This is a genomic window from Photobacterium chitinilyticum (genome assembly GCF_004104355.1).
Taxonomy (GTDB): domain Bacteria; phylum Pseudomonadota; class Gammaproteobacteria; order Enterobacterales; family Vibrionaceae; genus Photobacterium; species Photobacterium chitinilyticum.
Window position 1 is genome coordinate 27,413 of record NZ_RJLM01000004.1, and the last position, 15,049, is coordinate 42,461.

13 protein-coding genes are annotated in these 15,049 nt (G+C 48.7%); 4 read left to right on the forward strand and 9 right to left on the reverse strand.

The annotated features are described in order from the left end of the window. The first annotated feature begins 103 nt into the window (after positions 1-103). Positions 104-1,564, forward strand: coding sequence for a methyl-accepting chemotaxis protein (locus EDI28_RS11205; RefSeq protein ID WP_128783964.1), 1,461 nt, complete (start codon positions 104-106; stop codon positions 1,562-1,564). Between the two features lie 273 nt (positions 1,565-1,837). Further along, positions 1,838-2,344, forward strand: coding sequence for a glycine cleavage system transcriptional repressor (locus EDI28_RS11210; RefSeq protein ID WP_128783965.1), 507 nt, complete (start codon positions 1,838-1,840; stop codon positions 2,342-2,344). A 96-nt stretch (positions 2,345-2,440) separates the two neighbouring features. Here EDI28_RS11210 and lpxM read toward each other — a convergent pair whose 3' ends face one another. After that, positions 2,441-3,379 carry a lauroyl-Kdo(2)-lipid IV(A) myristoyltransferase gene (lpxM, locus tag EDI28_RS11215; protein ID WP_128783966.1) on the reverse strand — a complete coding sequence of 313 codons (939 nt, stop codon included), beginning with the start codon at positions 3,377-3,379 and terminating at the stop codon, positions 2,441-2,443. Between the two features lie 270 nt (positions 3,380-3,649). Here lpxM and EDI28_RS11220 point away from each other — a divergent pair, with 270 nt between their 5' ends. Beyond that, the gene (locus tag EDI28_RS11220) at positions 3,650-4,417 is read left to right on the forward strand and encodes a glycerophosphoryl diester phosphodiesterase (protein WP_128783967.1); all 768 of its coding nucleotides are present in this window, start codon (positions 3,650-3,652) and stop codon (positions 4,415-4,417) included. A gap of 47 nt (positions 4,418-4,464) precedes the next feature. On the opposite strand, the gene EDI28_RS11225 is transcribed toward EDI28_RS11220, so the two are convergent. Together EDI28_RS11225 and dmeF are read right to left on the reverse strand one after the other, a co-directional pair. Beyond that, positions 4,465-4,881 (reverse strand): MarR family winged helix-turn-helix transcriptional regulator, encoded by a 417-nt coding sequence (locus tag EDI28_RS11225; RefSeq protein ID WP_128783968.1) that lies wholly within the window; start codon positions 4,879-4,881, stop codon positions 4,465-4,467. A gap of 19 nt (positions 4,882-4,900) precedes the next feature. Further along, positions 4,901-5,824, reverse strand: a complete 924-nt coding sequence (gene dmeF / locus EDI28_RS11230; protein WP_199287426.1) for a CDF family Co(II)/Ni(II) efflux transporter DmeF — start codon at positions 5,822-5,824, stop codon at positions 4,901-4,903. Positions 5,825-5,993: 169 nt separating this feature from the next. Between dmeF and EDI28_RS11235 the strand changes: the two genes are divergently transcribed. Next, positions 5,994-6,281 (forward strand): hypothetical protein, encoded by a 288-nt coding sequence (locus EDI28_RS11235; protein WP_128783970.1) that lies wholly within the window; start codon positions 5,994-5,996, stop codon positions 6,279-6,281. A 41-nt stretch (positions 6,282-6,322) separates the two neighbouring features. Here EDI28_RS11235 and EDI28_RS11240 read toward each other — a convergent pair whose 3' ends face one another. The 6 genes from EDI28_RS11240 to EDI28_RS11265 form a co-directional block, all read right to left on the reverse strand. Beyond that, entirely contained in the window at positions 6,323-6,844 is a 522-nt protein-coding gene (locus EDI28_RS11240; protein WP_128783971.1) for a cupredoxin domain-containing protein, read from the reverse strand. 42 nt (positions 6,845-6,886) lie between these two features. Continuing rightward, positions 6,887-10,015, reverse strand: coding sequence for an efflux RND transporter permease subunit (locus EDI28_RS11245; protein WP_128783972.1), 3,129 nt, complete (start codon positions 10,013-10,015; stop codon positions 6,887-6,889). After that, positions 10,012-11,562, reverse strand: coding sequence for an efflux RND transporter periplasmic adaptor subunit (locus EDI28_RS11250; protein ID WP_128783973.1), 1,551 nt, complete (start codon positions 11,560-11,562; stop codon positions 10,012-10,014). The genes EDI28_RS11245 and EDI28_RS11250 overlap by 4 nt, the downstream gene beginning before the upstream one ends. Positions 11,563-11,570: 8 nt before the next feature. Continuing rightward, positions 11,571-12,839 carry a TolC family protein gene (locus EDI28_RS11255; RefSeq protein ID WP_128783974.1) on the reverse strand — a complete coding sequence of 423 codons (1,269 nt, stop codon included), beginning with the start codon at positions 12,837-12,839 and terminating at the stop codon, positions 11,571-11,573. Between the two features lie 116 nt (positions 12,840-12,955). Beyond that, positions 12,956-13,360: a hypothetical protein gene (locus tag EDI28_RS11260; protein WP_128783975.1), complete on the reverse strand. Its 405-nt coding sequence runs from the start codon at positions 13,358-13,360 to the stop codon at positions 12,956-12,958. Between the two features lie 228 nt (positions 13,361-13,588). Beyond that, positions 13,589-14,917, reverse strand: a complete 1,329-nt coding sequence (locus EDI28_RS11265) for a hypothetical protein (protein WP_128783976.1) — start codon at positions 14,915-14,917, stop codon at positions 13,589-13,591. Between the last annotated feature and the right edge of the window lie 132 nt (positions 14,918-15,049).

The window sequence follows — 15,049 nt, forward strand, 5'->3', positions numbered from 1 at the left end:
CTTGAAAATAATGTTAGCCCCGTCAATAAATTCCCTGTTGTATATCACAACAATTACCAGCAACTGTTACCATAACGTTTTGAGCTTATTACATGGTATCACGATGAGAGAAGTTGAATTCAGGACCGTTGATCGTCTGTTTATCAAAATGTCTATCAATGACAAATTCTGGGCATTGTTTTTGGCAATAGCCGTAGTCGTTGTTGGTGTGTCAGGCAGTCAGTATTATTCTGCACTATCTCGTATCGAAGTGGCCTCTGTTCTGCGCGTTGAGGCGCAAGTCGAAGCGTCGGTCAATGCGCTGCAGGCAGCCGGACTTACTACTCAAGAACAAGAACAGGCGCTGGCGAAGCAAAATATTAAGCTGGTTTCCTCTGCGGCTGGATCTACGCGTGAAAATGATCTGATCACGGCGTCTACACCGGTTCAGGGTAGAGGCTACGCAGTGTTGAGCCAACCTGCCGGAGCTGCTGAAGCCGAAGCCAAAGGTCAGGCTTTCTCTCACTTTATTTATTCTTTATTGACCCTGGCACCGATAGCACTGATTTGTTATTGGCTGGCCACCTTCCTCGGCGGCGCATTGTGGGTTATGCACCAGGCAACACGCCGGATCGCCGAAGGTGATCTGACTTCTCGTCTGGGATTCCACGTTGGCCGGGACGAGTTCGGCATCATCGGTTTTGAGCTCGACCGTACGATGGATACGCTCAGCGAGCTGGTGGAAACCGTAAAAGGAAGTTCGGCCACTCTGCACAATACTGCCGCGACGTTTGGCCAGGAAGCGCAAAATTCTGAGCAGCAGATCAACCAGCAATATGCCTCGGTCGATTCTGTGGCGACAGCGATGGAAGAGATGACGGCTTCGGCTAAAGATATAGCCAACATTGCCGTGCAAACCACGGATCAATTTGATGCTGATACCGAAAAGCTTCAACAGAGCAATGAGAAAGTTCAAAATGCCATTGTTGTCGTGACTAAGTTGTCAGAGCAGACCGATGCTGCATCTGCCACCGTTAGCAGCCTGAATGAAAAAGCCACCGAGATCAACGAAGTGATCACCACCATCAATGCTATTTCTGAGCAGACAAACTTGCTGGCATTGAATGCGGCGATTGAAGCGGCACGGGCCGGCGAACAAGGCCGCGGCTTTGCCGTTGTTGCCGATGAGGTTCGTACTTTGGCTGGGCGTACCCAGCAGGCAACGGTCGAGATCCAGTCGATGATCGACAAGCTTCAGGCCGAAACCAACGGTATCTCTAAAATTACGTCAGAGACATTGGAGCAGGCCTATCAGAGCCGCGAGATGATCACTGAAATTGGCGCGGATGTGAATTACATCGCCGAGTCATCCAAGACGGTCATGGACATGAGTGCTCAGATTGCGACGGCGGCGGAGCAGCAAACCGCGGTTGCCAATGATATTGCCTCTGAGCTCCATGACATTCGCAATCAATCTAGCGTCATTCGCTCTGCTACCGAGCAGTCGGTTGCCAGTGTGCAGGAACTGTCTGATGCGTCCCAGTCTTTGGGCCGGATTCTGGAAAAATATCGAACTGCAAGTTAAGCCTATTATTGAGTGTTAACACAATTAGAAATGCCAGCCAGTGAGAACTGACTGGCATTTTTGTTTGCATGGGAAATAACTTCTAGTGCAACGAGCTATTGGAAAACAGTAATATGCGAAATTGTTACATAAATTGTAGGGAAATATGCATGGGTAGTATGAACTGAGTCACTGCAGGAGTACGGGTTGCTTGCTAGTCTGAATAGGTGACCTGCAATTTTTCGTCTGGTTACAATGCGTTGATACATGATGTATTTACAGAGGGGATGGCTTATGAATACTCAGTTGACAATAACCATTGCGGGTCAGGATCACCCTCAATTGATTAATCAACTTGCGGCGAAAACCCATGAGCTGGGGGGCAAGTGGTTAGTCAGTAAAATTAACCGTTTGGATAACCAGATCGTTGGCCTTATCAAGGTCGATATTCCGGCTGAAACAGTAGCAATGCTTAAGCAGGCATTTACCGGCTTAACGGACCTAAATGTACGTATTATTGATTCGCCTCAGCTGGTGTCAAAGGGCACGGTTGAGCCGCTGAAGCTTAAGGTCGAATCGAGCGATCGCCCGGGAATTGTGAACGACATTACCAATATCTTGGATGATATCGGGATCGATATTGTCAAAATAGAAAATTATCGCGTCGGTGTTCCGGATCTAGGTCAGGCTCTGTTTTTTGCCGAACTAACGGTCGAAGTGCCAAGTGAGGTGAATGTCGAGCAGTTGCTGGAGGCTGTTCAACAGGTTGAAGACGGTATGCGGGTGAGTGTGGTTGAGTGAACTGCGCTAATGTTTATGTGATAGAGAGAAAGGCTCACCCGAGGTGAGCCTTTTGGTTTGCATCGTGAGTTGTCAATATTTCTTATAAGATGTTTATTAGTAGCGCTGGCTGCCGTCAGGCAGGTGGCGCAGAATACTCATTACCCACATGTACTGTTCCGGCTGTTTTCTGATCATTTCTTCCAGCACTTTATTCATGTAACAGGCGTCATCGTATTCATTGCCAGACGGGAAGTCGGTGAGAGGTGCCTGGATATTGATCTCATAGCGCCCGGTTTCCATATTAAAGGACGGGAAAACCGGCAGGACGGCGGCATTGGCAAGCTTGGCCAGTTTTCCGACACCCTTCACGGTCGCTTTTTCGTTGCCAAAAAATGGGGCAAAAACACTTTGCTGCGCGCCGTGGTCTTCATCTGGCAGGTAATAAGCCAGATAGCCTTCCTTGATCGATTTTAGGTAGGGCTTGATGCCTTGGCTGCGTGTATAGATACGGCCGCCGAATTGCATGCGCTGTAGGTTCATCAACCAGTCGGCTATCGGGTTTTTCTGCGGGCGGATCATTGCGACCATCGGCATGTCTTTTGCCGCAAAGTAGAGCGCAGTAAAATCAATGGCCCAGTTGTGCGGTACTAGCATAATAATATTTTTATTTTGCTGTTGAAGCTCTCGAAGGTAGTGCTCGCCGATAACATCATGGCTATTGATGACGAAGTTACGTCCTTTGAGGAATGGCTGGGCAAAGCCAAGCAGAACCGTGCCAGCTGTTGCGTAAGAGCGCTCAAGCAGATCAAGCTGTTGCTGGGCGCTAAACTCAGGGAAGCACAGTTGGATATTGATAAGTGCCCGCCTCTTGGCGCTGTTGTTCTTGGATACAAAAAACTTGGCAAGACGGGTCGCCATTGCTACTCGTATACGGTGCGGGAGCAGGGACAACAATAGAGCAAACGGAAGACCAAGCCAGGTTAGCCAATACCTAGGATGGAGAAATGAAGAAGTAAAAACAGGGTTGTACTCGCTGTACATTTTGTTGCTCATGCTGATAAATCCAAAGATGCTTTGTTGTTGCCAGCGAAGTGGTATCCGCTAATCCAAATAATATGAGTAAGTTCGGAATTGTAAGTCTTATCGTGCTGGAATCAAGCCCTACTCAAGCCAATATCAGTTTCTTTGGTATTTTGGGGGCATGCTTGTTCTAAAATATCGTTTGAGATTCTAAATATTTCTTGCCATGTCACAATGGTGAATACTTGGCTTCGGTATATTCCCCAAGTGATAAATCTATCCATTAACCCGGCGGAATCATAAATGAAAACTCTATTCGCGCACCGTGGTATGTCAGCTCTGGCTCCTGAAAATACACTAGCTGCTTTTGCACTATGTCGGCAGTACGGGATCAAGTGGATTGAATGCGATGTCGATATTCTGGCTGATGGCACTGTGGTTGTGTCCCATGATGATACGCTGGACCGCTGTACCGACCGCAGCGGAAGTCTGTATGAGCTGGTCACCGCTGATCTGGCCGCTATTGATGCGGGAAGCTGGTTCCATGATGATTTCATTGGCGAGCCACTTCCGACTTTTGAGCAGTTGATTGCGCTGGTCAATCAGCATGAGCTCAATATCAACGTCGAGATAAAGTCGTGTACAGCTGGCTGGGAAATGACAGATAAACTGATTGGCAATGTAATCGCGGCGTTGGAACAACTGGATACTGGGCGGGAGTTGATTGTGTCTAGTTTTAATCATCTTGCCTTGGCGGAATTCAAGCGTCGCCACCCGCAAACGGTTGTTGCCTGCTTGTTTGAAAGTACTGGCCTTGGGGATGACTGGGAATCAATTTTGCAGGTTTGTGAAGCTGAATATATCCATCCGCAAGATAACAACCTGACCCAGACGATGGTTGCTCGGTTTAAAGCTGCTGGCTATAAGATCAATGTGTATACCGTGAATGATTTGGCTCGTGCCAACCAACTGTTCAATTGGGGGGTTGATGGTGTCTTTACTGATACCGCCCACCGTTTCCCGTCGAAATATAAGCAGCTATATGCCAACAACACGATAGGAAGTCAATAACAGCGCAGGCTTTGGCCTGCGCTGATGGATTTTTGTTTAATCTGCCATTAAAACTCTTTGTTTATTTTCAACAGGTAACTCAGCAGGTTCTTGCGCTCAGTCTTATCCAGGCCGACAGTGATATCCTGCGTTAGGGCAAGGTGCAGATTATCGTGCTCATGATACATCGCCGTCCCTTTCTGTGTTAGATCAACCAGGATTGAGCGGCGATCTGATTCATGTGGTCGACGTTGAATCAATTCGCTTTTGACCATTTTATCAACCTGAACAGTTAAGGTGCCGGTGGTAACGCCAATCTTGTCTGCCAGCTCTTTCATGCGCATAGCACCATGTGCCCCGAGAATTTCGACGATATGTACCTGAGGCAGGGTAAAGCCCTTGTCGCGCACGACAGACTGTTCCCAGGATGAGAGTTTCTCGTAAAACTCAATAATTGTATGGTTTAACTGTTCAATCTCTTTCATTAAATATCCGTTGTCAGTTTTAGTCCTGACACCTGTTCACTTCAATGGTCAGGTGACTGAGTTTATCGAAATTTTTCAGTAATTGCTTGTAATCCTGCGCCGGTTTCGGGGCATGGGTAACCAATGAGATCATGGCGGCATAATGATTGGCGCTGACTTTCCAGATATGTATATCACTGACTTTGCTATCAGCATCGGCTTCAAGGGTGTCGATAATGTGTTGTTGGTAAACTTCATCAATATTGCCGTCGAGCAAGATCGGGCTGGTTTGCTTCATGAGTCCCCATGCCCAGCGGGTAATAATTACGGCACCGACAATCCCCATGATGGCATCAAGCCAGTGCAGGCCGTAATACTTCCCGAACAGCAGGGCGACAATGGCCAGCACAGAGGTGAGCGCATCGGCAAGAACGTGAAAATAGGCCGCTTTTAGGTTGTGGTCGTGATGGTGGTGATGATCGTGGCTATGGCTATGGCTATGGCTGTGGTCATGAGAATGGTGATGATCGTCTTTAAGCAGGAATACACTTGCAATGTTGACGGTAAGACCGATAACGGCAACGAAAATTGCTTCGTTAAAATGTATGGTCTCGGGCGAGAACAGGCGTTGGACCGATTCGACGAGCATCAGTAGCGCGACTAGCCCTAAGGCTATGGCGCTGGTAAAGCCGCCTAACACGCTGACCTTCCCGGTTCCGAATGAAAAGGCTCTGTTGTCGGCATGTTTACGTGCATACCGGTAGGCGAAGATGGTGATCATAAAAGCGGCGGCGTGGGTACCCATGTGCCAGCCGTCAGCAAGTAATGCCATCGAGCCATACAGGCTTCCGGCGGTAATTTCTGCCACCATGGTGATAATGGTGAGCCACAGTACCCAATGGGTACGCTTTTCTCCTTTGGGGTTTGTTGATACGAAATTATGTGAATGTTGCCATTGGCTAATAGTTTGGGAATGCACCGTGCTGCCTCGTGTGAAGTCGTTTGAAGTTATTATAGTTTGATATCCAAATTATATTTTCATTATGTAGTTTGGATATCAAGATAAATTTTATAATGTCTTGGTATCAAGACGATAAAATGATTGGTAAATGGATAGATAAGAGAATAGAACAATGAATGTGCATGACGATCAGGCAGAAGAGGGCCCATCTGTTATTGCTGGGACGCCAAGGGACTATTCTGAGGATTTGTACCGCGTCTATTTTGAGGTCGGTGAGTATGAAGATATGGCGCTGAAGGTGCTGCTTGAGTTTTTGACAGAGGAAGGTATTCGAAGCCTGAACAAACAAGCATTCGGTTATGATGTGCAGCTTCCGATCCAAGTGGTTCCCGAAGTGGTGAGGGCCTTGATTACGGCGAATATCGCGGTGTATCAGGTAGTGCGCCAAGATAAGGCTTGAGGGTATAACAAAGGGAGCGACAGCTGTCGCTCCCTTTGTTTCTAGCGCAGGATAGTGTTCATCTTCATTCCTGCTTCAGCGTGCCCCGGAATATTGCAGGAAAACTCAACGAAGTTCTGACCCATGAAATGCCAGCCCATCTCTGCAGTTTCACCTGATTGCAGTGTGATGGTTGTGCCGTCCGAGTGCTGCATATCTGGCATTGAGCGCATCATGGCACGGTGCTTGTCTTGCTCGTCAATACTGCCGATTGAAAACTCATGGGGCATTTGGCCAGTATTGGTAATCACAAAGCGGACGATATCACCTTGCTTGATATTCAACGTTGGCGAAAACTTCATTTTCATGTCGTCAGTCAGGCTGACATTGACCGTCTGTGTCGCCTGTTCTGCGGGGGCTGGCATACCAACGGCAGAGGCCATTTTTCCGTGATGCTGCATGTTGTTGTGATCCATGTCGCCATGCTCCATTTGGCTATGGCTCATTCCTTCGTGCTGACCACTGGCAAATACTGCGCTAGCTGCGAATAGTAGCCCTATAGGTAGTAGTTGATATTTATTCATTTAATGCTCCTTTCAATTGTTCTTCTTCACGAAAAAGCGCGTTTAGTGTTTTAGCTGATGGCTGACTTCTTTCCACAGCTTGAATACCGCGGGCAGGACAACCAGTGTTAGTAGCAAGGCGGAAACCATGCCTCCAATCATCGGCGCGGCGATACGTTGCATGACTTCCGAGCCGGTACCTGATCCATACATAATCGGGATCAGGCCAATGACCACTGTTGCTACAGTCATCATCACCGGACGGACACGGAGCCCCGCACCTTCCTTGATGGCGTCTGCCAGATCGGCTTTGGTCAAAGGTTTGTTCAGATGCTCGGCTTCAAGCTGTCGGAACTTCCAGGCCTGGTTGAGATATACCAGCATGATCACCCCGATTTCTACCGCGACTCCGGCCAAGGCAATAAAGCCGACACCAACGGCAATCGAGAAGTTATAGCCGAGTATTTCCATCAGCCACAGGCCACCGACCATAGCAAGAGGAAGTGTCCCCATAATCATTAGTACTTCACCTGCCCGGCGGAAACTCATGTAAAGCAGCATCATGATAATGGCGATGGTTGCGGGCACGACAACGATTAGTCGCGCCTTGGCACGCTCCATATATTCATACTGTCCAGACCAGATCAGCGAGTAGCCTGCCGGCAGGTTGAGATGCTGAGCGACTTTTTGCTGGGCGTCTTTAACATAAGACCCCAGATCCCGACCATCGATATCGATAAATACCCAACCGTTGGGACGGGCATTTTCGGTTTTGATCATCGGGGGGCCGTCTTCAAAACGGACATCGGCAACATCGGCCAAAGCGATACGGGCACCGTTTGGTGTGACTAGAGGCAGATTTTGCAGTTTGACAAGTGAGTCACGGTAGCTTTGCGGGTAGCGAACGTTAATTGGGTAACGCTCCAGTCCTTCGATGGACTCACCCACATTCATTCCGCCAATGGCAGTGCTGATCACCTGCTGGATATCTTTGATGCTCAGTCCATAACGCGCCGCTTCTCGGCGTTTAATCTCCATCGTGATATAGCGGCCACCGGCTACACGTTCAGCATAGACAGATGCCGTGCCTTGAACATCTTTCAGCAACGTTTCCAGCTGGGTTCCGATGTCTTCTATCTGCTTCAGTTCAGGCCCAGCTATCTTGATCCCTATTGGGGTCTTGATACCTGTGGCCAACATATCGATCCGGGTTTTGATGGGCATTACCCAGGCATTGGTCAGCCCCGGGAATTGGATCAGCTGATCCAGCTCGCGGCGAAGACTCCCTTTGGTTACGCCTTCTCGCCATTCTTCGTGCGGTTTGAACTGAATAATGGTTTCAATCATCGTCAGCGGCGCTGGATCGGTTGCGGTATTCGCCCGGCCAATCTTGCCCCAGACAGTTTTTACCTCAGGGATCGTTTTGATCAGCTTGTCAGTCTGCTGTAACAGCTCTCGCGCCTTACCAATCGAAATGCCAGGGTAGGTGGTTGGCATGTACATTAGATCGCCTTCATCCAGTGGCGGAATGAACTCACTGCCCATTTTTTGCATTGGATAGTAGGCGGAGGCCATAAGCGCGATAGCAATCACGATAATGGTTTTCGGGAACCTCGTGCTTAAATTCAACAGCGGGCGGTATAGGCCGACAACGGCACGGTTAACGGGATTCTTATGTTCAGGCAGTATCTTGCCTCGGATAAAGTAGCCCATCAAAACAGGGACTAACGTGATGGCTAATCCCGCAGAGGCTGCCATGGCGTAGGTCTTGGTGAAGGCCAACGGCGAGAACATCTTGCCTTCCTGGCCTTCAAGAGCGAATACCGGTACAAAACTCAAGGTGATAATGATCAGTGAGAAGAACAGCGGCGTACCAACTTCTTCTGCGGCTTTTCCGATCACCTGCCAGCGGTTTTTGTCAGTCAACGGTGTACGCTCGATATGCTTGTGCACGTTTTCGATCATCACGATGGCACCGTCGACCATGGCGCCGATGGCAATAGCGATCCCCCCCAGAGACATGATATTGGCGTTAATGCCCTGCCAGTGCATCACAATAAATGCGCTGAGAATGCCGATCGGCAAGCTGATCATTACCACCAGTGATGAGCGGAAATGGAACAGGAAGAGGGCACACACCACGGCGACCACAATAAATTCTTCCAGCAGCTTCTCATACAGGTTCTCTACGGCACGGTCGATCAGGCTTGAGCGATCGTAGGTCGGGACAATTTCTACGCCTTCAGGCAGGCTGCGCTGAAGATCGGCCAGTTTGGCTTTGACGCTTTCGATGACTTCTCTGGCATTCTCGCCGAACCGCATCACGATCACGCCGCCGACAGCTTCTCCTTCACCGTTCAGCTCTGAGATCCCGCGGCGCATTTGCGGCCCGAGATTAATGTCAGCGATATCTCCCAACAGTAACGGAGTACCTTTGGCGGTGACTTTTAGCGGCAGGTTCTTCAAATCCTCGACGTCAGAGACATAGCCGGTAGCGCGAACCATATGCTCTGCTTCGGCCACTTCGACGACTGATGCCCCAGCTTCCTGGTTTCCCGCCTGAATGGCCATATTGATCTGTTGCAGGGTCAGGTCATAGGCCCGTAGTTTGGCAGGATCAATTTGTACCTGGTATTGCTTGACCATGCCGCCGACGGTGGCGATTTCAGAGACACCGTCAACAGTTTGAAGCTCGTATTTTAGGAACCAGTCTTGCAGGCTCGTCAGTTCACTCAGATCATGCTGGCCTGTCTTGTCCGTGAGGACATAGCTGTAAATCCAGCCCACACCCGTCGCATCCGGTCCCAGTGTCGGCTTGGCACTTGAAGGTAGGTTCGGTGCTACCTGGCTTAGGTATTCCAATACCCGCGAGCGGGCCCAGTACATGTCGGTATTATCATTGAAGATAATATAGACATAGGAATCACCGAAGAATGAATAGCCCCGGACGGTTTCTGCACCCGGCACTGCCAGCATAGCGGTGGTCAACGGGTAGGTGACTTGATCTTCAACTACCTGAGGAGCCTGGCCCGGATAGCTGGTCTTGATAATGACCTGCACATCGGACAAGTCTGGTATGGCATCAACCGGAGTTTTCTTGACGCTGTACAAGCCTGCCGCAACTAGAAAGACAGTGGCGATGAGAACCAGAATGCGATTTTTGATCGACCAGCGGATTATCGATCCAATCATTGTGCACCTTCCTTAGTGCTATCGTTCATTGCGTCATGGTCCATTTTGCTATGATCCACTTTGTTTTGATTAAAATTCTCTTCTGGCAAGGAGGGTTCAACTTGGCTGACGGCAAATTTGCCATCGTCATTTTTTTCTAGAATGAAGCGAATGGATTGGCCATTTTCTAATTGGCGCAAATTGCTGCTGTCACTGACAGTGAAGTCCATGGTCATGGCCGGCCAGTTCCATTGAGCTATGGGAGCATGCTCGATAGTCAGCATGTTGTGGTCTGGCATGATATTGCGGATCACACCGGTTGCGATGACTGTATTATTGTTTGGTTCTGCTGGTTGAACTCCTGCGATACGGCTCAAGTCGGCATTCTGGCTCGATTCTGAATCAAGCAGAAAGTGAGCCGATGTCACCACGTTGTCTTGCGCTGTCAGGCCGCGGACGACTTCTACCATTCCGCCAGCAATGCGGCCTGTTTCGATCCGGGCTGAACGATATTTTCCTTCACCCAGTGCCAATACCACGCGGGTCATATTGCCCGAGCGGATCACTGCCTGATCCGGTATGGCAATAACGCTTTCGTTACTACGCGGCACCATGGTCAGGCTAGCAAACATGTTAGGCTTGAGTTCACCATCCGGGTTCGGAAATTTGAGCCGAACGCGCAGGGTACGAGTCTTGGGATCCAAGATCGGGTAGATGTAATCAACCTTGCCTTGCCACGCTTTGCCTGGCAGGGCATCAATCTTCATGTCGGCATTGGTGCCTGACTTAATCCAGTGGGCCTGACGTTCGAACACTTCGGCATCCACCCAGACATTATCAAGCGAGCCGCCGCTTATCACTGTCTGTTGAGGGGAAAGATACGCACCGTTACGAACGTTAAGGGTGGCTATCACCCCGTCTGCAGGTGCTTTGACGGCTATATTTTGCTTGGCCTTTCCACGGCGAAGCACGTCATTGATTTGGCTGTTATCTACCCCAAGAGATCTGAGGCGCTCTTTGGCTCCTTTCACCAATACGGCTTTGCCTATGCGCTTGGCATTGAGTAACTCTTCCTGTGCACGAACTAAATCTGGTGAATAAATTTTAAACAGGACATCACCCTTCTTGACCTTCTCGCCAATAGCATTCACATTGAGCTTTTGGATCCAGCCACTGATACGGCTGTTGATTTGCCATAGTTGGCTCTCGTCGAAAGTGACGTAACCAACGGTGTCGATTTCAGGCACGAGTTTTTGCAGACTAGTTTGTACGGTTTTGACGCCAAGGCTATTTTCAACAGCCGGTGATACCGATACTGTGCCTGCTTCTTCCTTATTTCCTCCCGTTAGATCGTCCTCATACACCGGGATCAAGTCCATACCCATCGGTGATTTGCCCGGCTTGTCGCGTTGGTAATTGGGATCCATTGGGGCGACCCAGTATAAAGGTTCGTTACTGTCGGCATTCGCGGCCTGACCTTCGTTTGAATGTGTCTGAGTTGCCGCGTAGTAGCCCAAAGCGCCGCCGACAGCGAGTGCCAGTACAGCAATAGTGAGTGATTGTTTCATTGTCTGTCCTAATATTTGTTCAGCATGTAGGCGAGATTGCTATTGGCCAGTTGTAGATCGGTATTGAGCCGAGCTTGTTCAAGTTCGATAGTGAGTTCTTCACTGGCTGCACGGATGTATTCGTCTAGCTGACTGGTATTGTTCTGGTAGCCGCGCTCGATTGCGCGGGTTTTTTCCTTGGCCTGACGTAACAGCGAGCGTTGGTAACGGGCTAAACGCTGCTCGATATTGCTGCGGTCGATTAATAATGCACTCACTTTTGCATTCATTTGCTTGAGCATCAGATCACGCTGTGACTTGGCTGCACCTAGCTGGTATTGGGCCGAAGACAGTTTTTTGTCCTGACGCTTGTCGGTAAAGAGGGGCAGATCCAATGTCAGAAAAGCACTGACCAGATCGGAGGCAGGTTGCCCGTTCATACCATTTGCCTGCCGATAGCCGTACATGACTTCAATACCAAACTGAGGTTGGTAAGACTCGTTGGCAATGTCGACGCCAGTCTCGGCGCTTTCGATCAGCTCATCAACCATACGTACTGATGGGTGGGCCGCCAGTACCTGATAGTTATCTGTGGGTGTCGTCGATAGATAAGCGGTGAGGGAAGACCACTGTGGGTAGCCATCGACGGTGACTTCGGTTGCTTGGTTGCCTAACCATTCTGAAAGCTGTGCTCGGAGTCGTTGTTGCATTTGTTCGTTGGCTTGCAGCTTTTCATCCATTCGGCTGATTTGTAACTGTGCCTGAATGATATCCTGAGCCTGATTTGCACCGACCCCGTAGTTGGTACCAAGGAAATGTTCCAGTTCTTTAAATAGCGCCTGGTTCTGGCGCAATAGCTGATGGGCCTGCTGCTGATAGGCTAGCTCTATCCATCGGGTGGTTATGGCACTTTTGACATCTAGCTCGCGAACTCCCATTTTCTCGCGCAGGCTATTGGCTTGCTGCGAGCTTTGTTTTTGTTGCAGCGCCAAGGTGTTGCCACGACCGAATTGCTGCATCAGCCCGACAGAAATATTGGTCATGGGATCGTCGTCGAAGGTAAAGCTGTCAACCGGCAGTCCGCCGACGCCGACCTTGAGCTTGGGATCCATCCATTGGCTGGAGGCGATACCCATATCGACCATAGCATCGGCTTGGTATTGGAGCTGTTGTTTGCCGGTGTCGTTTTCGAGAGCCCAGTCAATGAGGCTGTTTAGCTTTGGTGTTGCGGCGGCAGTTGGTGCCCATGCCGCAATCAGCGCTACACCCAGTACACGGGGCAGTATGCGTTTTTGCATAAATACATCCACTACAAAGAGTAAGAGTTAATAGGCTGGCTAACTGGCAGTAAGCGGCGATAAATCGCCTATATCACTGATCAGATAGTTGCGTGTATTAATTGGCGGAGAGGTATTTACAGGATCGGTGGACGGAACAAGGTTTCTGTTCGGGATACAGGATGGACAGGTGTCAGTTGAGGTATAAGGCGGTCATGCGGAAAATCAGAAAATGCCTCATTGCCGATTGGCAAATAGCTACTGTAAGGCTGGCAATGTGTCAGATCACAGTCAGAGCAGGACGATGTTACTGAATCGGTATTAGCGCAGCATTCGGACGGTGCTTCGGATAGCAAATGGGCAGGCTGGTGGCAGTTATTGCTCGCGACTTCTTCACTGGCTGTAACGGGGTGTTGGTGAGACATCAGAGGCATCTGAGATGTTGTGGATGGCGTTGTAACCATGTTCATTTTATGTACAGATATACCGAGTACTGGCTTGGTGATCAGGCTGATCATCAATACCAGAATTAGAGCTAGCAAATTGTATGTGCTATTTCGATATGCCATTAAAACCATTACGATTACATTGGGGTTACGGGGAAAACTGTAAACTCTTCCCTAGGGGGAAGGTCAAGGCTCTTTGTTGAATTATAGCCATAATCTTAAATGCATGAGTATTAATGGTTATAAAAGAAACGCCCCTAGGTATGAAGGGGCGTTGTGGGGATTGTCTTTCCCGACCAATGTTTATCTGGTTAGGCAGTATGACTAACTTGCTTCATTTGTTGTGGCAGTTGTCACCGTAGTCGTATCGGCTTCTTCTGCAACGGTTGCATTTTTTATCGGTGCGACTTTTTCAACCGTAGCAGCTGGTGCCTGCTTAGTCGCAAGAAGTTGGGCCGATAGTTTGGCGATTTCTTTTTCTAGCATCGCGGTATGGGCTTTTTCATCAATGAGTTCGCTGCGGACTTTTTGCTGGGCAAGCATTGTTTCTTGTTCGCCCTGAAGGTTGCCTTTAATGTGGTTGACGAGGTTCTTACCCTGTTTGCTGATGGCTTGATCTCGCATATCTTCAGCACCAAGAGCGAGGGTGATCTCTAATAAAATCTTCTCGTAGCTCAATACATGGCGTTCGTAATCTTTTTCAGGCATTGCCTTTAGTTTTTTCACAACGTTCGAAATTTGCTGAGCGTGCTTAAGCGAGAACATTGCTTCATCGGCTTTGTCGATGATCTGTGCAGTAGCACGCGGCTCTGCAGCAATGAAGGCCTGGGCTGCTGTCACGGCTGCAGCAGCACGGGCTAAGGTTTCAGGCGCATGCATACTTACGTTCGCTATTTTAAGGCGTTTAAGTTCTTTTTGTGCATCAGATAAGTAGATACGAGTCACTGTTTTGACTTCCAGTGCTCGTTGTTTCCGGATTAACTCCGGTTGAGCATTAATGGCTTTATCCGCAGCTTCATTGGCTACATAGTCAACAAGCCTTTTAATATTTTGCTCGAGCTGTTTGGCTGTTTTTGGGTAGTATTTTGCTGCATTGATGGCTGCTAGTTGCTCTCGGTAACCAAAAGCATCTTCTAAAATGGTTAATACCTCGGTACGAATGGATTCAGCCTTGCTGATATGCACCTTAAATTGAGCAATGCCTTCTTCTGCGGCCTGAAGGTTTGTCTTGGAACTAAAGAAGCCGCTGCTGCTGTTGGCTTCGGATGGGTCTAGTTCAAATTCTGCATAATATTCTTTGGCCTCGGCCAAGGCTTTTTTTGCATCACGGATTTGAATTGAAGCAAACCAATCGAGTTCTGCTTTATAAGATGAACTAAGTGTTTCTTCAGCTAAATCAATTGATTGCTTCATTCCATCAATTTGTATTGCAGTTTGAGACTGGTTTGTTTCCAAAGGGAGGCTAGCCGTTGAATCTGAATCGGATGCACAGCCTGACAGTGTAATTGCTGCGGCAAGTGCAGCAACTTTAAATTCCCTCTTCATGAGATACTCCTTGGCGGTGGAATTAATAATCAAATAAGTAGTTAGAGATCTAATAATAATATAAGCAGTCCGTATTCTAGGTATATTTATACATAAATTAAATCTCATAGCTCTAATATATGATTATTATTTTTTTAAAGTCGGAGTTTGATATTTAATTGACGATATTTGGTTGGGCCGTCATTTATATGACGGTGCAAGAGGAGGCTGATGCAGGACGGATATATGCAATGGATATAT